The 22,847-nt window shown below is 69.7% G+C and carries 18 protein-coding genes; 13 read left to right on the top strand and 5 right to left on the bottom strand.

Features of this window, described 5'->3' with window-relative positions:
• Positions 1 to 32 precede the first annotated feature (32 nt).
• Both MKK51_RS15680 and MKK51_RS15675 read right to left on the bottom strand, forming a co-directional pair.
• The gene (locus tag MKK51_RS15680) at positions 33 to 1,937 is read right to left on the bottom strand and encodes a glycoside hydrolase family 15 protein (protein WP_243978797.1); all 1,905 of its coding nucleotides are present in this window, start codon (positions 1,935 to 1,937) and stop codon (positions 33 to 35) included.
• Between the two features lie 160 nt (positions 1,938 to 2,097).
• Positions 2,098 to 2,706, bottom strand: a complete 609-nt coding sequence (locus tag MKK51_RS15675) for a hypothetical protein (RefSeq protein ID WP_243978794.1) — start codon at positions 2,704 to 2,706, stop codon at positions 2,098 to 2,100.
• A gap of 315 nt (positions 2,707 to 3,021) precedes the next feature.
• Here MKK51_RS15675 and MKK51_RS15670 point away from each other — a divergent pair, with 315 nt between their 5' ends.
• The 10 genes from MKK51_RS15670 (at position 3,022) to cysG (ending at position 17,038) form a co-directional block, all read left to right on the top strand.
• Positions 3,022 to 3,609, top strand: a complete 588-nt coding sequence (locus tag MKK51_RS15670) for an ANTAR domain-containing response regulator (RefSeq protein ID WP_243978793.1) — start codon at positions 3,022 to 3,024, stop codon at positions 3,607 to 3,609.
• Positions 3,606 to 4,622, top strand: a complete 1,017-nt coding sequence (locus tag MKK51_RS15665) for a CmpA/NrtA family ABC transporter substrate-binding protein (protein WP_243978791.1) — start codon at positions 3,606 to 3,608, stop codon at positions 4,620 to 4,622. The genes MKK51_RS15670 and MKK51_RS15665 overlap by 4 nt, the downstream gene beginning before the upstream one ends.
• A gap of 318 nt (positions 4,623 to 4,940) precedes the next feature.
• Positions 4,941 to 6,230: a CmpA/NrtA family ABC transporter substrate-binding protein gene (locus MKK51_RS15660; protein WP_243978789.1), complete on the top strand. Its 1,290-nt coding sequence runs from the start codon at positions 4,941 to 4,943 to the stop codon at positions 6,228 to 6,230.
• Complete coding sequence (ntrB, locus tag MKK51_RS15655) at positions 6,230 to 7,099, top strand: nitrate ABC transporter permease (RefSeq protein WP_243978787.1); 870 nt, start codon at positions 6,230 to 6,232, stop codon at positions 7,097 to 7,099. Before MKK51_RS15660 ends, ntrB begins: the two co-directional genes overlap by 1 nt.
• A 75-nt stretch (positions 7,100 to 7,174) precedes the next feature.
• Positions 7,175 to 7,969 carry an ABC transporter ATP-binding protein gene (locus tag MKK51_RS15650; protein ID WP_243978785.1) on the top strand — a complete coding sequence of 265 codons (795 nt, stop codon included), beginning with the start codon at positions 7,175 to 7,177 and terminating at the stop codon, positions 7,967 to 7,969.
• A gap of 16 nt (positions 7,970 to 7,985) precedes the next feature.
• Entirely contained in the window at positions 7,986 to 9,209 is a 1,224-nt protein-coding gene (locus MKK51_RS15645) for an NAD(P)/FAD-dependent oxidoreductase (RefSeq protein ID WP_243978997.1), read from the top strand.
• Positions 9,210 to 9,220: 11 nt separating this feature from the next.
• Positions 9,221 to 11,008: a NirA family protein gene (locus tag MKK51_RS15640; RefSeq protein WP_243978783.1), complete on the top strand. Its 1,788-nt coding sequence runs from the start codon at positions 9,221 to 9,223 to the stop codon at positions 11,006 to 11,008.
• On the top strand, positions 11,005 to 12,606 hold the full coding sequence (locus MKK51_RS15635) for a sulfite reductase subunit alpha (protein WP_243978781.1): 1,602 nt from the start codon (positions 11,005 to 11,007) through the stop codon (positions 12,604 to 12,606). The genes MKK51_RS15640 and MKK51_RS15635 overlap by 4 nt, the downstream gene beginning before the upstream one ends.
• 244 nt (positions 12,607 to 12,850) lie before the next feature.
• Positions 12,851 to 15,532, top strand: a complete 2,682-nt coding sequence (locus tag MKK51_RS15630) for a nitrate reductase (RefSeq protein ID WP_243978773.1) — start codon at positions 12,851 to 12,853, stop codon at positions 15,530 to 15,532.
• 15 nt (positions 15,533 to 15,547) lie between these two features.
• Complete coding sequence (cysG, locus tag MKK51_RS15625; RefSeq protein WP_243978762.1) at positions 15,548 to 17,038, top strand: siroheme synthase CysG; 1,491 nt, start codon at positions 15,548 to 15,550, stop codon at positions 17,036 to 17,038.
• A 14-nt stretch (positions 17,039 to 17,052) separates the two neighbouring features.
• Here the strand turns inward: cysG and MKK51_RS15620 are convergent, their stop codons facing one another.
• Together MKK51_RS15620 and MKK51_RS15615 are read right to left on the bottom strand one after the other, a co-directional pair.
• Complete coding sequence (locus tag MKK51_RS15620; protein ID WP_243978761.1) at positions 17,053 to 17,541, bottom strand: hypothetical protein; 489 nt, start codon at positions 17,539 to 17,541, stop codon at positions 17,053 to 17,055.
• Positions 17,538 to 18,455: an acyl-CoA desaturase gene (locus tag MKK51_RS15615; protein ID WP_243978759.1), complete on the bottom strand. Its 918-nt coding sequence runs from the start codon at positions 18,453 to 18,455 to the stop codon at positions 17,538 to 17,540. The genes MKK51_RS15620 and MKK51_RS15615 overlap by 4 nt, the downstream gene beginning before the upstream one ends.
• Before the next feature lie 102 nt (positions 18,456 to 18,557).
• On the opposite strand from MKK51_RS15615, the gene MKK51_RS15610 reads away from it, so the two are divergent.
• The 3 genes from MKK51_RS15610 (at position 18,558) to MKK51_RS15600 (ending at position 20,835) form a co-directional block, all read left to right on the top strand.
• The gene (locus MKK51_RS15610; protein WP_243978757.1) at positions 18,558 to 18,881 is read left to right on the top strand and encodes a metalloregulator ArsR/SmtB family transcription factor; all 324 of its coding nucleotides are present in this window, start codon (positions 18,558 to 18,560) and stop codon (positions 18,879 to 18,881) included.
• 144 nt (positions 18,882 to 19,025) lie between these two features.
• The gene (gene ampH, locus MKK51_RS15605; protein WP_243978755.1) at positions 19,026 to 20,141 is read left to right on the top strand and encodes a D-alanyl-D-alanine-carboxypeptidase/endopeptidase AmpH; all 1,116 of its coding nucleotides are present in this window, start codon (positions 19,026 to 19,028) and stop codon (positions 20,139 to 20,141) included.
• A gap of 115 nt (positions 20,142 to 20,256) precedes the next feature.
• Positions 20,257 to 20,835 (top strand): SCO family protein, encoded by a 579-nt coding sequence (locus MKK51_RS15600; protein ID WP_243978754.1) that lies wholly within the window; start codon positions 20,257 to 20,259, stop codon positions 20,833 to 20,835.
• A 4-nt stretch (positions 20,836 to 20,839) separates the two neighbouring features.
• Here MKK51_RS15600 and MKK51_RS15595 read toward each other — a convergent pair whose 3' ends face one another.
• Positions 20,840 to 22,708, bottom strand: coding sequence for a glycosyltransferase family 2 protein (locus tag MKK51_RS15595; protein ID WP_243978751.1), 1,869 nt, complete (start codon positions 22,706 to 22,708; stop codon positions 20,840 to 20,842).
• Between the last annotated feature and the right edge of the window lie 139 nt (positions 22,709 to 22,847).

Here is a 22,847-nt window from a genome sequence, read left to right as displayed (position 1 = left end):
TCTCGTCTTCCCGTCGTTTGTGGCGGCGGCGCTCAACTGCGCTGCGCCGCGGCATCCGTTAAGTCTGCACCGCCCCGGCCGGGAGAACTCACCTCGCCGAGAGACTTCGCCCGGTTGGGGGAGGTGGCGCGGGCGAGGGCGGATTTTTCGCTCCGCTCCCGAGCCGGCCCGTAGGCGCGGCTGTAGTTCAAGATCGTGTTCACCAGCGTGACATGGCTGAAGGCCTGGGGAAAATTACCCACCAGGCGCTTGGCGTCCACGTCGTATTCCTCCGCGATCAGACCGAGATCGTTGCAGACCCCGATCAGCCGCTCGATCAGGTCACGGGCCTCGTCGCAACGGTCCAGGCCGATGAGATTGTCGGCGTACCAGAAGCTGCAGGGCAGGAAAGCCCCTTCGCCGCCGGGCAGCCCATCGGTATTGTCATCCTCGGTGTCGTAGCGCAGCAGGAACCCGCCGCGCATCAGTTTCCGGCCGATGGCCTCCACCGTGCCGACGACGCGCGGGTCGTCCTGGGGCAGGAAGCCCATATGGGCGATGAGGAGCAGGCTCGCGTCGAGGGTCTTCGAACCGTAATACTGCACGAAGCTGTTCAGCTCGGTGTCGAACCCCTTCTCGCAGACCTCTTCGTGAATGTGGTCGCGGATCGCGCGCCAGCGATCCACGGGGGCGGGCGGCCCGTCGCCCATCTCGAAGGAGCGGATGGCGCGGTCGAAGGCGACCCAGGCCATGACCTTCGAATGGACGAAGTGGCGGCGCCCGCCGCGCACCTCCCAGATGCCCTCGTCGGGCTCGCTCCAGACCTTCTCCAGGTGCTCCAGCAGGGCGAGGCCCACGCGCCAGCCGTCCGCGTCGCCGAGCATCCCGCGCTGGCGGGCCTGATAAAGGGCGTCGAAGATCTCACCGTAGACGTCGAGCTGGAACTGGTCGACGGCCGCATTGCCGATCCGCACCGGCTTCGAGCCCTCGTAGCCGGGCAGCCAGTCGAGTTCGATCTCGGGCAGCAGCCGCTCGCCGGCGATGCCGTAGAGGATATGGGCCTGTTCCGGATTGCCCGCCACCGCCCGCACCAGCCAGTCGCGCCAGGCGCGGGCCTCGTCGAGGTAGCCGCCATCCATCAGGGCGATGAGGGTGAAGGTCGAATCGCGCAGCCAGCAGAACCGGTAATCCCAGTTGCGCACGCCGCCGAGCTCTTCGGGCAGGGAGGTGGTGGGCGCGGCCACGATCCCGCCGGTGGGCTGGTAGATCAGCGCCTTCAGGGTGAGGAGGGAGCGCTTGAGGATGGCGTCCCACGGGGTGCCCGAGGCGGCGCGGCTCGACCAGTCGCGCCAGTAGCGGTCGGTCTCGTAGAGGACCTTGCGCGGCTGGATCGGCGGCGGGTCGTCCTCGTGGGAGGGGCCGTAGCTGAGGCTGAAGGCCATGCTCTCGCCCTCGCTCACGCGGAAGGCCGACACCGTGGTCTGGCCGACGCCATCGAGGGGGGCCAGGGTGCGCAGCACCACCTTGTGCGGGCCGGAGATGGCGCGCAGGTCGCCGAGCTCGTTGTGCGAGACCCAGGGCACCGCGAGCCCGTAATCGAAGCGCACGGACAAGACCATCCGCATGTCCACCGAGCCGGACAGCCCTTCGACGATGCGCACGAGGTGCGAGCCGTCATTGGCCGGCATGTAGTCGGTGACCCTGGCCTCGCCGGTGGAGGTGACGTAGCGCGTCTCGAGGACGAGGCTGCCCTCGCGATAGCGCCGGGAGACCGCCGCGTCGCCGTCCGCCGGGGACAGCTTCCAGAAGCCGTGCTCCTCGGTGCCGAGGAGAGAGGCGAAGCAGGCGGCGGAATCGAAACGCGGCCAGCAGAGCCAGTCGACGCTGCCATCCCGACCGATGAGAGCGGCCGTGCGGCCATCGCCCACCAGCGCGTAATCCTCGATGCGTCCCGCCATGCCCATCCTCGCCGCCGGGACTCCGCGGCATTCCGGTCGTCGCGCCCGTACTCTCGATGAAGGCTCACCTAGTCCCCGGCAGGGCGAGAATCCAGCGGCAACGTTCGGAAAGAGAGGCCGGACAGGGTCTGGACCGCGAGTGATGCGCGGTCCGGCACGGTCAGGGGCGCAGCGGCAGGCTGTCGACGAGGCCGGTCACCACGTTGCCGAGGGCCACGGCCCTGGCTCCCGCCGCCGCACTCTGGGTCCCGACGAAGTTGCCGGCCCGGCTGATGGCGGAGATCGCCGGCGCGAAGGGCAGGGCGAGACGGGGAACGAGATCCTCGTCCGCCTCGGCCTCGACCCGGAACGGCTCGGGAGCCGCGGCGGGCGCCCTGGCGGCGACGACTGATGGCGCGCGGACGGCGTCCGGCCTCGCGGATTCGGCCCTGGCCGTCTCGGACCGATCGGGATCCGTCCGCCGGAGGGACGGCTTGGCGGCGACGCGAGGTGCCGCACGACGGGGCGCGGTCACCGCGCCCATCGCCGCGACGCTCATGGCACCGTGATCGCGCAACGGAAACTGATCGCGGAAGGCGAAGGCCGCCGGGACGAAGGGAGCGACGGGATCGGCCTCGGTCGGGCTCGCCTGCGCCGTCCGGCTCTCCATCTCGACCATCGGCGGGCCGATGGGGGTCTCGGGGACGGTCGCGGAAGGCGTCTGGCAGAGGAAGGACGCGGCTGAGACGATCACCGCGACGACGATCGTCGGCAGCAGCGGAAGCGCCATGCCCGAGCCCGCCTCGGAGGCGAGGGCGTTCTCAACGGGTTGCGATATGCGGCACTCCACCATCCGAACACCTCACCCCGCGCCTCGACCCAGCCATAAGCGCCTCCGTTTGCGGCGGAAGCTGGGCCATTTCCTTTCCCGTTCGTATCGAAACAGACCGGCGACGATTGAATCGGTGGCGCTGCTTTTCCGCGCCATCGGACTTGGGTCGATCCGTGCCGCCGAACGGCCTGTTCGGCAGGCGGCTCATTCGGTATGCGTCTTGCCCTCTCCGGCCGGCATGCACCGGCCGTCCCGCCGCCCCATTGGGCCCCGATGACAGACCCATCCCTCACCGTCGCCGTGATCGATCCGAGCCGGGCCCGCGCCGCGATCCTCGAAGAGGGGCTTCGCGCCGCCGGCATCGCGCATGTGATGATCATCCCCGACACCGCCGACCTGCCCGCGCAGGTGGCCGCCCTCAACCCGGACGTGGTGGTGATCCACCTGGAGAGCCCGAGCCGGGACATCCTCGAACAGATGTCGGGCCTGTCGCGCCATGTGGAGCGGCCGGTGGCGATGTTCGTCGACCGCTCGGACGCGCCGATGATGCAGGCGGCGGTGGATGCCGGGATCTCCGCCTACGTGGTGGACGGACTCCATCCCCAGCGCATCCGGTCGATCCTCGACATCGCTATCCTGCGCTTCCAGGCCTTCGCCCGGTTGCAGCGTGAGCTCGTCGAGGCGCGGGGGGAGCTCGCCGACCGCAAGATCGTGGAGCGTGCCAAGGGCATCCTCATGGCCGCCCGTTCCATGAGCGAGGAGGAGGCCTACAAGCTGATGCGGCGCAAGGCCATGAACGAGAAGCGCAAGATCGCCGACATCGCCCGCGCGATCGTCACCACTGCGGACCTTTTCGGATGAGGCTCGCCCTCGGATACGTCCCCCTCGTCGATGCCGCGAGCCTGATCGCGGCGGCGGAACTCGGCTTCGCCAGGGCGGAGGGGCTCACCCTCGATCTCGTCCGTGAGCCGTCCTGGGCGACCCTGCGCGACAAGCTGGCCGTGGGCCATCTCGATGGCGCGCATATCCTGGCGCCCCTCGCCATCGCCAGCACGCTGGGGCTCAGCGGTCCCCAGACCCGGCTTTGTGTGCCCATGGCGCTGAACCTGAACGGCAACGCCGTCACGGTGTCCCGGCCGCTATGGGACGCGATGGAGGCCGCGGACGACGAGGTGGACACCGTGGCCGCCGCCTTCGCCCGCATCGCCCGGCGGCGGGCGCGGGAGGGACGGCCCCTGACCCTGGGCACGGTGCATCCGTTCTCCAGCCACACCTACCAGCTGAGGATCTTCGCCGAGCGCGGCGGCCTCGATCTCGATACGGATACCCGCCTCGTGGTGATCCCGCCGCCGCAGATCGCCGAGGCCTTGCGGCGCGAACTCGTCGACGGGTTCTGCGTCGGCAGCCCCTGGAACAGCGTCGCCGTGGCGGAGGGCTATGGCCGCATCGCCGTGCTGTGCAGCGAGCTCGTGCCCGGCTGTCCGGAAAAGGTCCTCGCCCTGCCCGAATCCGAGGCCCCGCGGTGCGCCCCCCTGGTGCGGGCCCTCGACCGGGCCGGGCGCTGGTGCGCCGATCCCGGCAACGGCGTCGAACTCGCTGCCCTCCTCGCGCGTGAGGCCTATCTGGGAACGTCGGCGCCGATCCTCGCACGGGCGATCACGGGGGACGTCGTCGTCGATCCCGGCGGCAGACGCCGGCGCGACCCGCATTTCGCCCTGTTCGGGGAGGCGGCGCACCGGCCGGACCCCGCCCATGCGGATTGGTTCATCGACCAGGCGCAGCGCGCCGGGCAGCTGGCATCCTCCGACGATCTGCTGGCCGACGCCCGCGCGGTCTACCGCCCGGACCTGTTCGATGCCGCTCTGAGCGGCTGAACGGGGCCGGACGCCGCTTTTGACGGCAGGACAAGCCTTCCGATTGTGCACCGCACGCCCCGCCCGGCCCAGGGCCGCGATAGCCCGCGCAGCCTCGATCCCCACCCCCGAACCTAGAGCTGTTACAGGCTGAACGGCGTTTGGCACGGAACCTGCTGAGCCTATCCCGCTCGTCAACGGCGACGGGCACGAATGTCGGCAGAGCCGCTGACCCAAGTAACCCGTTGGCGCGCTTTCGCGGCTGCCTTCGGTTGCGTTTGGGCGGCGGTTTTTTCGTTTTCGGGTCGAATGCTTACGCTTCGAGGGGTCGATTTCTCAATGACTGACGGGTTTCAGAACAGCCGGCGCAGCCTCCTGAAGGGAGCCGCGGCAACGTTGTCGCTGGCCGCCCTGGCGCGCACCGCGCTGCCCGGCGGCGCCTTCGCGCAGGGTGCCGGCCCCGAGGTGAAAGGCGCCAAGCTCGGCTTCATCGCCCTCACGGATGCCAGCCCGCTCTTCGTCGCCAAGGAGAAGGGCTTCTTCGCCAAGCACGGCATGCCCGACGTCGAGGTGCTGAAACAGGCGAGCTGGGGCACCACCCGCGACAACCTGGTGCTCGGCTCGGAGGGCAACGGCATCGACGGCGCGCATATCCTCACGCCGATGCCCTACCTGATCTCGGCCGGCCGGGTGACGCAGAACAACGTTCCGGTGCCGATGCAGATCCTGGCCCGGCTCAACACCAACGGCCAGTGCGTCTCGGTGGCCAAGGAATATCTCGACGCCAAGGTCGCCCTGGATTCCAAGGTCTTCAAGGCGGCGATCGAGAAGAAGAAGGCCGCCGGCAAGTCGGTGAAGGCGGCCATGACCTTCCCCGGCGGCACCCACGACCTCTGGATCCGCTACTGGCTCGCCGCCGGCGGGATCGACCCCGACAAGGACATCGAGACCATCGTCGTGCCGCCGCCCCAGATGGTGGCGAACATGAAGGTCGGCACGATGGATTGCTTCTGCGTCGGCGAGCCGTGGAACGCGCAGCTCGTGCAGCAGGGCCTCGGCTACACCGCCCTCACCACCGGCGAGCTCTGGAAGGACCACCCCGAAAAGGCCTTCGCCATGCGGGCCTCCTTCACCGAGAAGTATCCGAACGCGACCAAGGCCCTGCTGATGGCGGTGCTGGAGGCGCAGCAATGGTGCGACAAGCCCGAGAACAAGGACGAGGTCGCCGCCATCGCCGCGAAGCGCCAGTGGATGAACGTTCCGGTGGGCGACGTCGCCGGCCGCATCAAGGGCACTATCGATTACGGCGACGGCCGCGTGGTCGAGAACAGCCCCTTCGTGATGAAGTTCTGGAACGACAACGCCTCCTACCCCTACCAGAGCCACGACCTCTGGTTCCTCACCGAGGACATCCGCTGGGGCAAGTTCGACGCGCAGACGGACACCAAGGCCCTCATCGCGAAGGTGAACCGCGAGGATCTGTGGCGCGATGCCGCCAAGGCGCTGGGCGTCACCGCGATCCCGAGCTCCACGTCGCGCGGCAAGGAGACCTTCTTCGACGGCAAGGTCTTCGATCCCGCCGATCCCGCCGCCTACCTGTCCAGCCTCGGCATCAAGAGGATCGCGTGATGGCCACCACCTCCACCATCGCCGTGACGGGGGCCGCCGCGAAGCCGGCGGCGGTCAAGACGCCGCGCAAGCCCCTCGTGACCCTGGCGACGTTCCGCCAGATCGCCGTCAATCTGATCCCGCCGGTCGTGGTGCTGATCGCGTTCCTGGTGATCTGGGAGCTCTTGTGCTCGCGGCCCACCGCCGGCCTGCCGCCGCCCTCGCGGGTCGTCACCGAGGCGTGGGACATCATCGCCCATCCGTTCTACGACAATGGCGGCACCGACAAGGGCCTGTTCTGGCACATCTATGCCAGCATCCAGCGCGTGGCCTTCGGCTTCGCCCTGGCCACGATCGTCGGCATCCTAGTCGGCACCCTGATCGGCCAGTCGGACTGGGCCATGCGCGGCCTCGACCCGATCTTCCAGGTGCTGCGCACGATCCCGCCGCTCGCCTGGCTGCCCCTCTCCCTCGCGGCGTTCCGCGACGGCCAGCCCTCGGCCATCTTCGTGATCTTCATCACCTCGATCTGGCCGATCATCATCAACACGGCGGTGGGCATCCGCAACATCCCGCAGGACTACCGCAACGTGGCGGCGGTGCTGCGCCTCAACCCGCTCGAATTCTTCGTGAAGATCATGCTGCCCTCGGCGGCTCCCTACATCTTCACGGGGCTTCGCATCGGCGTCGGCCTGTCCTGGCTCGCCATCGTGGCGGCGGAGATGCTCATCGGCGGCGTCGGCATCGGCTTCTTCATCTGGGACGCCTGGAACTCGTCGCACATCTCCGAGATCATCGTCGCCCTCGTCTATGTCGGCGTGATCGGGTTCTTCCTCGACCGGTTCGTGGCCTTCATCGGCACCCTCGTCACCCGCGGCGCCACCGCCTGAACGCCTCCGCGCGGCGCGTCGGGGCCTTGCCCCGCGCCGTGCCCCGACCGCCTCTCGCAGAGGGACACGAGACCCATGAGCTATCTCAGCATCGAGAACGTCGGCATCAGCTTCACCCGCGCCGGGCGCACCAACGAGGTGCTGCGCGACGTGAGCGTGAAGATCGACAAGGGCGAGTTCGTCTCGCTGATCGGCCATTCCGGCTGCGGCAAGTCGACGGTGCTGAACATCGTCGCCGGGCTGCTCAAGGCCTCCACCGGGGGCGTCCTTCTCGAGGAGAAGGAGGTCAACAGCCCCGGCCCCGACCGCGCCGTGGTGTTCCAGAACCATTCCCTGCTGCCCTGGCTGACCGTGCGCGAGAACGTGGCGCTGGCCGTGGAGAAGGTGCTCAAGGGCAAGAAGACCCGGGCGGAACGCTCCGACTGGATCGACCACAACCTCGCCCTCGTGAACATGACCCACGCCGCCGACCGGCGCCCCAACGAGATCTCGGGCGGCATGAAGCAGCGCGTCGGCATCGCCCGCGCACTCGCCATGGAACCGAAGGTGCTCCTCCTCGACGAGCCGTTCGGGGCGCTGGACGCGCTGACCCGCGCCCATCTCCAGGATTCGCTCATGGACATCCATGCGCGGCTCAAGAACGCCGTCATCATGATCACCCACGACGTCGACGAGGCGGTGCTGCTCTCCGACCGCATCGTGATGATGACCAACGGCCCCGCGGCCACCGTCGGCGAGATCCTGAAGGTCGATCTGGAGCGGCCCCGCCGCCGCCTCGATCTCGTGGAGGACGCCACCTACACCCATGCCCGCGCGGCGGTGCTCGAGTTCCTCTATGCCCGCCACGCCAAGCCCGCCATGGCGGCTTGAGGATCGGACCTCCGTGATGAAGGAACGTCTGGTGGTGATCGGCAACGGCATGGCGTCGTTGCGCTTCCTCGAACGGCTCACCGAACGCGCGCCCGGCCGGTACGACGTCACCGTCGTCGGCGCCGAGCCGCAGGCGGCCTATAACCGCGTCCTGCTCTCGTCGCTGCTCGGCGGCGAGGTGGACGAGGCCGCCTGCGCGTTCCGGGGACTCGACTGGTACGAGGCGCACGGCATCCGCCTCATCACCGGCGCGCCGGTGACGCAGGTCGACCGGGAGAACGCCCTCGTCATCGTCGGCGAGACCCATGTCCTGCCCTTCGACAAGCTCGTCCTGGCGGTGGGCTCGCTGCCGATCCGGCTGCCGAAGCCCGGCATGGACCTGCCCGGAATCATCACCTTTCGCGACCTCGCCGACGTGGCGGCCATCCGGAAGGCGGCGGTGACGGGGGCGAAGGCCATCGTCATCGGCGGGGGCCTGCTCGGGCTGGAGGCCGCCGTCGGCCTCGCGCGGCTCGGGGTCGACACTACGCTGCTTCACGTCATGGACCGTCTGATGGAGCGCCAGCTCGACCACCACGCCGCCGGCCTGGTCAAGCGGGCCATGGAATCCCGCGGCGTCCGCGTGCTCCTCAAGGCCGACACCGCCCATGTGGAGGGCGACGGCAGGGTCGAGCGCCTCGTCCTGTCGGACGGCACCGTACTGCCGGCCGACCTCGTGGTGATGTCGGTGGGGGTGCGCCCCAATGCCGTCCTCGCTCAGGGCGCCGGGCTCGATGTCGGGCGCGGCATCAAGGTCGACGACCGGATGACGAGTTCCGATCCGCGCATCTTCGCGCTCGGCGAATGCGCCGAGCATCGCGGCATGGTCTACGGCCTCGTCGAGCCCGCCTACGAGCAGGCCGAGGTGCTGAGCCGCCATCTCGTCGGCGAGGACGCCGCCTATCCCGGCACCTCGTTGGCCACCAGCCTGAAAGTGTCCGGCCTGCCGGTCTTCTCAGCCGGGCTGATCGATGCGCCCGAAGGCGCAGAGACGATCGTGATGTCCGATCCCGGCCTCGGCCTCTACCGCAAGCTGATCGTCGGCGACGGCCGGCTCCTCGGCGCCGTGTTCGTCGGCGACATCGCCGAACAGGGCTGGTGCAAGACGCTGATCCGCACCGGCGAACCCATCGCCGACCACCGCGACGACCTGATGTTCGGGCGCGTCCACGCACCCGATTCCCAATCCCTGGCAGCATGATGGAGGCTACCATGGCCGACGACTTCAACGCCGAGCAGAAGCGCTACCTCGAAGGCTTCGCCTCGGGCATCGCCGCCGCCCGCCTCACCGGCGGCCTCGCCCTCGGGCAGGGTGCCGCCGTGCCCGCCGAGCCCACCGGGCCGGACGCGATCCACATCAAGGCCCAGGACGCCACGGTGAAGGCCGGCGGCAAGCTCTGCGACCAGGAGAAGTGGAAGCGGGCCGAGAATCCGTTCGACGGGCACAACCGCCTCATCGCCGAGGCCGCCACCGGCAAGGCCCCGAAGCCGGAGGACAATTTTCGCTGGCGCTATCACGGCCTGTTCTGGCTCGCCCCGGCCAGCGGCGACTTCATGTGCCGCCTGCGCATCCCCAACGGCATCCTGCAGCACTGGCAGTTCGCCGGCATCGCCGATCTGGCCGATGCCCATGGCGGCGGCTACAGCCACGTCACCACCCGCGCCAACCTCCAGGTCCGCGAGATCACGGCGGAGCACGGCCAGCCCTTCCTCGACGGGCTGATCGACCTCGGCCTCACGGCGCGGGGCTCGGGCGCGGACAACATCCGCAACGTCACCGGTTCACCCGTGGCCGGCATCGATGCCCAGGAACTCCTCGACACGCGCCCCCTCGCCAAGTCCTGGCACAACTGGATCATCAACGACCGCTCGCTCTACGGCCTGCCGCGCAAGTTCAACGTCGCCTTCGACGGCGGCGGCGTGATGCCGGTGCTGGAGGAGACCAACGACATCGGCTTCCAGGCGGTGAAGGTCCTCGACGGCGCCGCCGTCGAGCCCGGCATCTGGATGCGCCTCGTGCTCGGCGGCATCTCCGGTCACAAGGATCTCGCCCGCGACACCGGCGTTGTGCTGAAGCCCGAGGCCTGCAACAAGGTCGCGGACGCGATCCTGCGGGTCTTCATCAAGAACGGCGACCGGACCAACCGCAACAAGAGCCGGATGAAGTACGTCCTCGACGCCTGGGGCTTCGACAAGTACCTCGCCGCCGTGGAAGACGAACTCGGCTACAAGCTCGACCGGGTCGATCCCGCGCACATCGCCCCGCGCGGCCCCATGGACCGATTCTCCCATGTGGGCGTCCACAAGCAGGTCCAGCCGGGCCTGAACTGGATCGGCGTGATCCTGCCCGTGGGCAAGATGACCTCCGACCAGATGCGGGAACTGGCGAAGATCTCGTCGGAATGCGGCGACGGCGCCATCCGCATGACGGTGTGGCAGAACTTCCTGTTCTCGGGCGTGCCCGACGCCAAGGTCGCCGAGGTCCAGGCCCGCGTGGCAGCGCTTGGCCTCACCACGGAAGCCTCCAGCATCCGCGCCGGTCTCGTGGCCTGCACCGGCAACAAGGGCTGCAAGTTCGCCGCCTCCGACACCAAGGGCCATGCGCTCATCATCGCCGATTACATCGAGGCCCATCTCACCGAACTCGACGTTCCCGTGAACGTCCACGTCACCGGCTGCCACCATTCCTGCGCCCAGCACTATATCGGCGATATCGGCCTCATCGGGGCCAAGGTCGTCGTCTCGGAGGAGGGCGACACCGTCGAGGGCTACGACATCGTCGTCGGCGGCGGCTTCGGCGACAGCCCGAAGATCGGCACCGAGATCTGGAAGGCGGTCAGGGCCGAGGATTGCCCCTCGCGGATCGAGGCGCTGCTGCGCAGCTACCTCGGCCGCCGCGAGAGCCGGGAGGAGAGCTTCCAGGCCTTCACCGCCCGCACCGGCCCCGAGACCCTCCGCAACCTTGCCGAAGAGCAACCCGTCCTGAAGGCCGCAGCATGAGCGAGCACGTCGTTCCTCCGCTCGTTCTCATCCCCGAGAACGCCCCGTTCAACCCGGACCAGCGCTCGTGGCTGTCCGGCTACTTCGCCGCCCTGCTCGGCCCCGCCGTGGAGGGCGCGACGGCCCTCGCTCCCGGCGACACGGGCGGCGGGCCGAAGCTCGCCGACAACGACGACGCGCCCTGGCACGACCCGTCGATGCCGCTGCCCGACCGGATGGAACTCGCCAAGGAACGGCCGGAGGCACAGAAGCTGATGGCCGCCATGGCGCAGCAGGATTGCGGCCAGTGCGGCTACAATTGCGCGGATTACGCCAACGCCCTGTTCCTGAAGAAGGAAGAGCGCCTGAACCTGTGCCAGCCGGGGGGCAAGGACACCCTTCGCATGCTCAAGAAGCTGGATGAGGAGTTCGGCGCGGGCGGCGGCGGTGCGAAGGCCGCCGAACCGGGGGAGGGCGAGGCCAAGGCGGATGCACCCCTCGGACCGCTGGGCTATTGCCGCGAGAACCCGGTGGAGGCCGTGTTCCTGTCCCGCACCCGCCTCAACGAGCCGGGTGGCGAGAAGGAGACCTGGCATATCGAGATCGATCTCACGGGCACGCCCATCGAGTACGTGGTGGGTGATTCCCTCGGGCTGTTCCCTTCGAACCCGCCCGCCCTGGTGGATGCGGTGATCGCCGAACTCGGCGCCCGGCCCGAGCGGGTCATCGGCGGCCAGACCCTGCGGAACAGGCTGATCAAGGACTACGCGCTGGGCGCCGCGCCGGACGGGCTCTACCAGCTCCTCTCCCTCCTCACCTCGGGGGAGGCGCGCAAGAAGGCGCGGGCGCTCTCGTCGGGCGAGGATCCGGACGGCGACGCCGCCTATCTCGACGTGCTCGGCGCGCTCCACAAGTTCCCCGGCGCCCGTCCCGATGCGGAGGTGTTCCTGGAGGCCCTCGATGAGCTGCAGCCGCGGCTCTACTCGATCTCGTCCTCGCCCAAGGCGGATCCGGGCCGGGTCTCCCTCACCGTCGACGCGGTGCGCTACAATCACCGCTCGCGGCTCCGTCTGGGCGTCGCCTCGACCCATCTCGGCGAACGCATCTCAGAGAAGAGCATGGTCAAGGTCTACCTGCAGAAGGCGCACGGCTTCGCCCTGCCGGAGGATCTGGGCAAGGACGTCATCATGTGCGGGCCGGGCACCGGCATCGCGCCGTTCCGCGCCTTCCTGCGCGAGCGTGCCGCGACGCAAGCTCCGGGGCGCAACTGGCTGTTCTACGGCCATCAGCGCCAGGCCAGCGACTTCTTCTACAAGGACGAGTTGAACGCCTTGAAGGACGGCAAGGTGCTCACCCGTCTGTCCCTCGCCTGGTCGCGGGACGGGACCGAGAAGACCTACGTCCAGGATCGCATGCGCGAGAGCGGCGCGGATCTGTGGAAATGGCTCGAGGGCGGCGCGCATTTCTACGTCTGCGGCGATGCCAAGCGCATGGCCAAGGACGTGGAGCGGGCGATCATCGATGTCGCCGGCCAGTTCGGGGGCAAGAATCCCGACGAGGCCGTGGCCTACCTCGCCCATCTGAAGAAGACTGGGCGGTATCAGGCCGACGTGTACTGAGCCGCGCGAAGCCCCCTTCGCGGGCTGTCGGGTTCAAGCACCCGATCTTGCCGGCAGAACATGTCCCTCTCCCCCTTGTGGGGAGAGGTCGGGCATGGGGGTGGCGACGCTTGTCTCAGTCGGCTGAGGGTCGCCCGACCACTCCCACCTCCAACTCCTCCCCACGAGGGGGAGGAGAGCCACGTCGCGCACCGGCCCGACTCTTGCTGCCCTTCGAACCCTGGAATTCGCCGAGGATCCCGCCATGAATGCGCACGTCCAGGCACCCGCCCCGACCGTGGTGAAGACCACCTGCCCGTATTGCGGCGTCGGCTGCGGCGTGCTGGCCACCCCCGACGGGTTCGGAGGAGCGGGCATCGCCGGCGACACCGAACACCCGGCCAATTTCGGTCGCCTCTGCTCGAAGGGTTCGGCCCTCGGCGAGACCCTGTCCCTGGATAGTCGCCTGCTGCACCCCTCCGTCGACGGCGTGCGCGCGAGCTGGGAATCGGCGTTGGGCACCGTGGCCGGCGGCCTGCGCAAGGTCGCCGAGCAGCACGGACCGGATGCGATCGCGTTCTATCTCTCGGGCCAGCTCCTCACCGAGGATTACTACGTCGCCAACAAGCTCGCGAAGGGCTTCCTCGGCACACCGCATGTGGACACCAACTCGCGCCTCTGCATGTCGAGTGCGGTGGCGGCCCATCGGCGTGCCTTCGGGTCCGACACGGTGCCGGGCTGCTACGAGGATCTCGACGAGGCCGACGCGATCGTGCTGGTGGGGTCCAACACGGCCTGGTGCCACCCGATCCTGTTCCGCCGCATGGTCGATGCCCGCGCCAAGCGCGGCACCAAGCTCGTGGTGATCGACCCGCGCCGGACCCAGACGGGGGAGGAGGCCGACCTCTTCCTCGGGCTCAAGCCCGGCACCGACACGGCCCTGTTCTCCGGCCTCCTCGTGCATCTCGCGGGGGCGGGCGCCCTCGATTCCCGCTTCGTCCTCGACCACACGACGGGCTTCGAGGGGGCGCTCGAACGCGCCCGTTCGATCGCGCCGGACATCGCCGCAACGGCCGCCGCCACCGGCCTCCCGGAGGCGGATGTGGGCGCCTTCTTCGCGCTGTTCACCCGCACGAAGCGCGTCGTCACCGCCTTCTCGCAGGGGGTGAATCAGTCGGCGCAAGGGACCGACAAGGGCAACGCCATCATCAACTGCCATCTGGCCACCGGCCGCATCGGCAAGACCGGCGCGGGGCCGTTCTCCCTCACCGGCCAGCCCAACGCCATGGGCGGGCGCGAGGTCGGCGGCCTGGCCAACATGCTGGCCGCCCACATGCATTTCGCTCCCGAAGAGGTGGACCGGGTCCGCCGCTTCTGGAGCGCGCCGCGCATCATCACCGGCGAGGGCATGAAGGCGGTCGCCCTGTTCGAGGCGGTGGAGCGCGGCAAGATCAAGGCCCTCTGGGTGATGGGCACGAACCCCGTCGTGTCGATGCCCCGCGCCGACGCGATCCGCGAGGCGATCAAAGGGCTCGACCTCTACGTCGTGTCGGAGGCCGTGGCCGACAGCGACACCGCCATGGCGACGGGCCGGAAGACCGTGCTGCTGCCGGCCCAGGCCTGGGGCGAGAAGGACGGCACCGTCACCAATTCGGAGCGGCGCATCTCGCGCCAGCGCAGCTTTCTCAAGGCCCCCGGCGAGGCGCGGGCCGATTGGGCGATCATCAGCGACGTCGCCAAGCGCCTCGGCCACGGCGAGGCCTTCGCCTATCCCAACGCCGCAGCGATCTTCCGCGAGCATGCCTCGCTCTCGGCCTTCGAGAACAACGGCACCCGCGATTTCGACATCGGCGCGGTGAGCGACATCTCGGACGCGGCGTATGCCGGAGCGAAGCCGCTGCAATGGCCGCTGACGAAGCGCGGGGCCAAGGACGGCAAGCCGCGCCTCTTCGCCGACGGGCAGTTCTTCACCTTCGACAAGCGCGCCCGCTTCGTCGCGGTGCAGGCGCCGGCCCTGGCGCAGGCCGTGAGCGAGGACTTTCCCTTCGTGCTTAATACCGGCCGCGTGCGCGACCATTGGCACACGATGACCCGCACCGGAAAGAGCCAGCGCCTCTCGGCTCACCGCGACGTGCCCTTCGTCGAGATCCACCCCGACGACGCGGCGGCGATGGGCGTGGTCCATGGCGGCCTCGCCACGGTCTCCACGGCGCATGGCGCAGCGGTGCTGGAGGTGATGGTCGGGACCGGCATGCGCCGGGGCGACCTCTTCGCCGCCTTCCATTGGAGCGGGGCCACGGCGTCGGAGGGCCGGGTCGGCGCCCTCGCACGCGGCATCCCCGATCCGGTGTCCGGCCAGCCCGAGCTGAAGGCGACGCCGGCCGCGATCGCGCCAGCGGTCTATCGCAGCCGCGGCTTCCTGTTGACCCGCGATCAGAGGTCGCTCCCCGCCGGCTGGTGGTGGGCACGCGCCACGATCCAGGGGGGATCCGGGCTGCACTTCGCCACCCAGGAGAGCTCGCGAGAGGTCGCGCTGATGCTGCGGGGGATGTTCCAGGGCCTCGAGATCGCCGAATACGCCGACCACGCCCGTGGCCGCTACCGCTTCGCCGCCTATGACGGCGACCGCCTCGTCGCCTGCCTCGCCCTGGCTCCCGGCGAGGCGAGACCCGGGTGGGAATCGGAAAAGGCCTATTTCGCCGCCGACGGCCTCGAACCCTCCGCCCGGCGCGCGCTCCTCTCCGGCCGGGCCGAGACGGCCTCGGCCGGACCGACGGTCTGCGCCTGCCATGGGGTCGGGCTCGACGTCATCGCCGCCACCATCGCGGCGGGTGCCCACAGCGTCGAGGCGGTGGGTGCGGCCTGCAAGGCCGGCACGAATTGCGGCTCGTGCATTCCAGAGATACGCAAGCTGCTGCCGCAGGCGCTTGCGCGCGACGCCGCATAAGCTCATTTTCACAGGATGAGCACGCCCCGCCAGCCCCGGGAAACCCGACCCGCCGGAATCGCCGCCCGTGAGGGCGCCGGACATGCCGGCCTCGAACCGCTTGCGGTGCTGCCGGTCTTCGTGCCGCTGCAGGGCAAGCGCGCGGTGCTCGCCGGCTCCAATGGCGGGGCGCCGTGGAAGGTGAAACTGCTCGCCGCCGCCGGGGCCGATGTGGACGTCTATGCCCCCGAGCCCAGCGACGAATTGCGCGCGGTGCCGGGCGAGATCGTCGCCGGCAGCGTCACCCTGCACGAGCGCCAGTGGCAGCCCTCCGACCTGACCGGTGCCGCCTTCTGCATCGGCGCCATGGAGGACGAGGCCGATTGCATCGCCTTCGTCGCGGCGGCGAGGGCGACCGGAGCGATCGTCAACGCCGTCGACCGGCCGCATCTCTGCGACGTGAAGTTCGGCGCCATCGTCAACCGCTCGCCCATGGTGGTGGGCATCTCCACGGAAGGCGCCGCCCCGGTCTTCGGCCAGACCGTGCGCGCCCGGATCGAGGGCATGCTGCCGCGCGGGTTCAAGGCCTGGATCGGCGCCGCCCGCGACTGGCGCGAGGAGGTGACGGGCCGGTTCCACGCCTTCTCCGATCGCCGGGCCTTCTGGGAGCGCTTCACGGACCGCGCCTTCGCCGAGCCGGATCGCGTCCCCACCGAGACGGACCTGGCCGAACTCCTCGATCACACGGAAACCGCGCCGAAGGGCGGAGCCGTGGCGCTCGTCGGCGCCGGGCCGGGCGATGCCGAACTCCTGACGCTCAAGGCCCTGCGGGCCCTCCGCAACGCCGACGTGATCCTGTACGACGACCTCGTGGCGCCCGAGATCCTCGATTATGCCCGCCGCGAGGCGCGCACCATGCTGGTGGGCAAGACCGGGCACGGCCCCTCCTGCCGCCAGGACGACATCAACGCGCTGATGGTGCAGCTCGCCAAGTCCGGCAAGCAGGTGGTCCGCCTCAAATCCGGCGACCCCCTCGTCTTCGGCCGGGCCGGCGAGGAGATCGACGCCTGCCATCAGGCCGGAATCCCCGTGAGCGTGGTGCCGGGCATCTCGGCGGCGCAGGGGGCGGCCGCATCGCTGGGCGTCTCGCTAACCAACCGCGACGCGGCACGGCGCCTGCAATTCGTCACCGGCCACGATCGCCGCGGCGCCCTGCCGGAAGACCTGAACTGGGGCGCGCTCGCCGATCCCAGCGTCACCACCGTGGTGTACATGCCGAAGAAGACCCTGCGCGTGCTGCTGGACCGCGCCACCGCCGAAGGTCTGGCTCCCGACACCACCGCGCTCCTCGTCTTCAACGCCACCCGGCCGAATCAGGCCGTGGTCACGGGTACCGCCGCCGATCTGGCGGACCGGGTGGAGGCATCCGGCTTCGAGGGGCCGGCCCTGTTGATGGTGGGTGAGGCTTTGCGGCGCATGGGCGCCGAGGCGGCGGTCTCGGCGATCGAAGGCAAGCTCGCGGTCTGAATATCGCGACCCGGTCAGGCCTCCGGACGCTTCCTCCGCTTTGCCGAGAGGACATAGAAGACCACGCCCGCCACGGCAGCGGCAAAGAGCGTGAGCAGGTTCTCGCCGTTCCGCATCGCCCTCGCAAGGCGGCCGGGGACCTCCGCCATGCCGACGTTCGACTCTCGCCGCATCACCGCGTCCATCATCGACACGAACAGCCAGACGATGACGGGTGCCGCGAGGCTCCATGCCAGAAGGTGCCGTTCGATCGCGCGCTTGAGCAGCACGCCGCAAACGATGGCGATGAGGATAAGCGGGCTGGCAACGGTCAGGCTGATCGGTACGAGAATGACCATCGCGGCGAACCCTTGCAGGGCGTCGAGGGCCAGCGAACTGGTCGCTCCCGCTCGACCGAGAGCTGCCCCGTGACCTAGAAGGAGGAGCACCGACGCGACCACGCCGAGGAAGCCGCCGACCGCGACGCGCACGGAGATGGGCCAGGATGCGGAGGTGCCGATCATGGCCGCCCCTCCACCGCACCGAGGCGCCGCAATCCCTCCCTCGGCGTCAGGTCGCCCGGCTGTCTGAGCCCCCACACCAGCCCGAGCCGCCGCATCGCCAGCAACACCCACCAGCCCGGATCGTGCTGGCCCGGCTCGATGCCGAGGCGGGCGGAGTCCGGCCAGGCGTGGTGGTTGCCGTGCCAGGCCTCCCCGAAGGTGACGAGCGAGGCCGCCGGCAGGTCGTGGCCCTGCACCGCGACTCCGTCCACCGCCCAGCCCTGCGGCCCGCGCCGATGGGTCAGGTGGCCGACGAGCCAGTGCCCGGTGAGGCTCACGGCGATGCGGACGGGGACGCCCCAGACCAGCCACGGCATGCCGCCGAGCGCGTAGAACAGGATCGCCCACGGGATCTGCTGCGCCATCCACGTCTTCTCCAGCCAGCGCAGGACCCCATCGCGGACGAGTCTGTCCTCCGGCACGAAACGGGGCGGGCGGGCGAGATCGAGGCGGCAATGCATCTGCCACCACGCGTCACGCAGGAACGGTGCGCGGTGGGCATGGAGATCGTGGCACTCGGCCTGGCGCTGCGCCCAGTCCCGGGTGTCGTGGAGCCGCACCATACCGAGGGGGCCGGCCATGCCGACCAGCGTGCCGAGATAGACCAGCACCCGCTCCAGCCAGAGCGGCGCCGACAGGCTGCGATGGATCAGGAGCCGGTGCAGGCCGATGGAGTGCCCGAGACAGAGGGTGACCGCGCTCGTCGCCAGAAACAGCAGCACCGCGCCGGGCGTGACGAAGACCGGCGCCAGGAAGATGGCTGCCGACGTCATCCCGCCGGTCCAGAGCGAACGGGCCGGCGCCCAGCGGACCCGCCCCTCCATGGTGGAGGTGTCCGGCCCCGCAACGAGGCGGGGCGTCGAGAGAAGCGACATGTCGGCCTCCTGTAATTAGATGATTACCTAATTACGCCAGTGAACTATTTGTCAATCGTTAGTTCATCGCCTAAATGGCGGGTGAAGTGAGGCACCAGCCCTATGCAGCGCGTCTTCGAGGCCCTGGCATCCCCGGTACGCCGGAAAATCCTCGCCTATCTGGCGCATGCCGAGTTGAGTGCGGGTGAGATCGCCTCGCGCTTCGAGATGTCGAAACCGTCGATCTCGCAGCACCTGTCGATCCTGGAGAATGCCGGTCTGGTCGCCAGCGAAAAGCGCGGGCAGTTCGTGTTCTACCGGCAAGTGGAGGACAATCTCGCCAACACCCTCGCCGGGTTCGTGCAGGAGGTCTGCCCCATCGGCCGGCCGCTCCGGCGCGAGAGCGCCGCCCTGGCCGGCGACCGTGGGAAGGGCGGCGAGGGCTGAGACCTTGGCCCCCGATGCGGGAACGCCCCTCCGAACGGCGAGACCGATCGAACACCTGTGAACCGACGCGGCGGCCCCACACGCCCGATGGGCTTGCACCGCGTCCGATGCGTGTAGAGTTCCGACCCGAATCGGAGCCGCGCCGTGATCAAGCGATTCGTTGTCCTCGCCCTCGCTCTGTCGCTCGCGACGACGACACAGGCAGTCAGCGCCGACGATCCGGTGATCGCGGCGGCGACGGACCTGACCGGCGAGGTGCTGTTCCTCGAATCCGGCGCGCCCGGGATGGTCCTGGTGGTCGTGCGCGGGGACGGGACCTTCATTCGCGGCTACGGCGAAACCGAGAAGGGCAACGGAATCACGCCCGACGGCACGAGTCTGGTGCGGCTCAACTCCGTCACCAAGGTCTTCACCACGGAGGTGCTGGCCTCCCTCGCCGCGCAGAGAAGGCTCGCCCTCACCGATCCGCTGCAGAGCTTCGCCCCGGAGGCGAAGGTGCCCGCCTTCGAAGGGCGGCCCATCACCCTCCTCGATCTGGCGACCTATTCCGGCGCCCTACCGCGCGAGATGGGACACGCTCCCGAAGGCGCGAACCCTCGCGCCTGGCCGACCCGGGACGAGCGCTGGTCCTGGCTCGGCAAGTACACGCTGCCCTGGGCTCCCGGCACCGTCACCTCCTACTCGAATGTGGGGTTCGACCTCCTGGCCGATGCCGTCGGCGTGGCGGGGGGCGCGCCCTATTCCGATTTGCTGCGCAGCCACGTCACCGCGCCCCTCGGCATGGCCGATACGGTTCTCTCGCCGACGCCGGAGCAATGCGGGCGGCTGATGATCGGCTCGGGCCTCGGCGGCCCGGCCACCTGCGTCGACACCCAGGCGACGGGGGGAAGCGGCGGCCTCTACAGCACGGGCAACGACATGGCGCGCTGGCTCCGGCACAACGTCACCGCCACGGGCGGGGGGCTCGCCCTGAGCCATGCGGTCTACCGCCAGCGGCAAGCGATGCCGGCGGCGATCGGCTTCGACGAAGCCTCGCCCATGGCGGGCCTCGCCCTCGGCTGGGTGGCCTTGGCGGCCAAGAGGCACGAACCGGCGCTGCTGGCGAAGAGCGGGGGAGGCGCGGGCTTCATGAGCTACATCGCCTTCGCGCCGGGGCGCGATGTCGGGGTCTTCGTCGTGATCAACCGCATCGACTTCGCGGCATTCTCTGCCTTGACCCGCACGACCCACAGGCTGATCGCCGCCCTCGCGACCCGCTGACCCCGGCGGTGAAGCCTGGTCCACCGAGCCCCGCGGCGACACATTGACGGTTGCCCGCATCCCCGGCCCATGCTCTTGCCGCAGCGTCCCTCCGGAACCGGCTTGAAGGCTCCTCATGCGTCGTGCCCTTCCCCTCATCCTCTTCGCCCTCGGCCTCGTGGCGCTCGGCGTCGCGGCCACCGTGGTACTCGTGCCCAACGCCGGTCAGGTGGCGACCAGCAGCGTCGGCGGCCCCTTCACCCTGACGGACCAGAACGGGCGGCGCGTCACCGAGCGGGATTTCGCCGGGGCGACCCACCTCGTGTTCTTCGGCTTCACCCATTGTCCCGATGTCTGCCCGACGACGCTGCAGCAGATCGGCGACGTGCTCCAGGCGCTCGGCCCCAAGGGCAAGGACACGAAGGCGCTGTTCATCGCGGTCGATCCCGAGCGCGACACGCCCGAGGCGTTGAAGACCTACCTCGCGAGCTTCGACCCCCGCATCGTCGGCCTCACCGGCTCGCCGGAGGAGGTCGCCGCAGCGGTGAAGGGCTACCGTGCCTACGTGCGAAAGGTGCCGACCAAGGGGGACGACTACACGATGGAGCACACGGCGCTCGTCTACATCATGGATGGCAGGAACCGCTTCGTGAACGCCCTCAACCTGACGAAGCCCGCCGACGAGGCGGCGGCGGACCTCGCCAAGGCGATGTGATGCCTCACGGCGGCGGGTGCGGCGTCAAAGCTCCGCTGCGGGAGGTGCGGGACAGGCCGTGCTCGGTCTTGTTCCAGCGGTCCGGCGCCAGGATCAGCTCGATCACCCCCCGCCACGCGGCGAGGCTGACGAGGAGGAAATAGGCCGGCAGCAGGGGCACGAAGGGGGCGAGGTCGTGCCAGCCCCGACGCCGGCAGCCGATATAGGCCGGCAGCAGCATCGCCACGAAGCCGGAGACGAGCACCGTGATCGCGGCCCCCGTGGGCAGGTTCGCCCAGAAATCGCTCCCCGCCTCGATCCGGCTCGGCCAGAGGGAGACCACGGCCGGCAGCATCAGGAACGGGTAGGCCAGGGCCGAGGCCACCGTACCGGGAATGAGGGCCAGGGCACAGAGGCTCGCCAGGGGGCCGAGCTCGCGGAAGGTCGCCAGGGGGGTGCGGCCATGGGTGAGGCTGGTCTGGAGGAAGCCCTTCATCCAGCGGGTGCGCTGATTGAGCCAAGGTCCGTAACGGGCCGGCGCCTCCTCGATCGTGCTGCTCGGCAGGTCACCGACATCGTAGCCGGCCCGGGCCAGCCGCAGGCCGAGATCGGCATCCTCGGTGACGTTCCATGCATCCCAACCATGGACGGCGCGCAGGATGTGGGTGCGGAAATGGGTGGAGGTGCCGCCCAGCGGCGTCGGCAGCCGCCATGCGGCCAGCGCCGGGCCGAGCACGTCGAACAGGGCGGTGTATTCGAGGGCGAAGCACCGGGTCAGCCAGGAATCGCGGGCATTGTCGATGACGAGCCGGCCCTGCAGGCAGGCGGTACGCGGGGAGGCACGGGCGAAGGCCTCGGCCGCCGCCCGCAATTGGCCGGGATCGGGCACGTCTTCCGCGTCGTAGACGACAAGGCAGCTTCCCCGTGCCAGGGGCAGGGCGGCGTTGAGGGCGCGCGGCTTGGTCCTGGGCAGCCCCGGCGGCACCACGACGACCTCCACATGCGCCGGCAGGGCGAGGCGCGCGAGCGCCGCCGCCGTCGCGGGATCGTCGGCTTCCGTGAGGAGCTTGATGTCGAGCTTCGTCACGGGATAGTCGAATCGCGTCAGCGCCGCGAGGAGGCGGGGGACCACCGCCGCCTCCCGGTAGAGGGCGACGAACACCGTGTAGACCGGCAGGTCGCCGTCCGGCATCCCCTGCCCGGGTCTGTCCTCCGGCGCGATCCCGCTGGTCGGGCCGATGGCCGCCACGCGAAAGGTGAGCAGGGCGAGGAACCCGACCTGCACCAGGACCCAGGCCGCCGTGACGAGGAGTGCCGGCAGCCAAGCCAGGACGAGGAGGAACGCACCGAAGATGAGGCCCGCCAGAGCGAGGAGCGGGGCCACGGGAGCGGCGTTGTAGGCCCAGTCCGGCCTCCGCCTGAGGAGATCGTCCGAGGCATGGGCCGCGACCCCCGCCGGGCGCTGGGCGAAGATGGCGTGGCGCAAGGCCGTCGGGGTGGTGATGGCCGGCATCAGCCCGGTGGGGCTGCGTCCCTCCAGCAATTCGACGACGGCGCGTCCCCGCGGCGCGTAGACGAAGGCCGCCCCCGTCCCCGGATCGAGGGGCGCGACCCCCGCGACCAGACTGTCGGGAAACCGCGCCCCGGCGCCGAGGGGCAGGCTCTCGCCGAGATAGCGCGCGCCGAGGGTGAGGGCGAGGGCACGGTAGAAGCGCTCCTCCTCCATCAGCCCGCACTGGATCAGGGCGGTGGCGGCATCCGTGCCGCTCGCCCGCGCCAGGGCGGCGGCCTTCGCCAGCACCATCGGGGAGGCGGCGTGGCCCAGGAGAAACGCGATCTCCGGCGGCAATGCCACCGTTTCGCCGCGCAGGCTCCTGAAACCGACGAGCGACACCGGAAACGGCTCCCCGAGGCCCGGGAACGTGATAGTGGGAGAACCGTGAGCCAGACGATTCCCGCGCACAACCAATGCGCCACACATACAACCACACCGTCAAGCCGCCTCGCCTGGTGCGCCGCCGCATTGCTGGTGA

This window comes from Methylobacterium sp. E-045 (assembly GCF_022829685.1).
In the GTDB taxonomy this organism is placed as follows: domain Bacteria; phylum Pseudomonadota; class Alphaproteobacteria; order Rhizobiales; family Beijerinckiaceae; genus Methylobacterium.
This window is presented reverse-complemented; position numbering and strand designations above follow the sequence as displayed.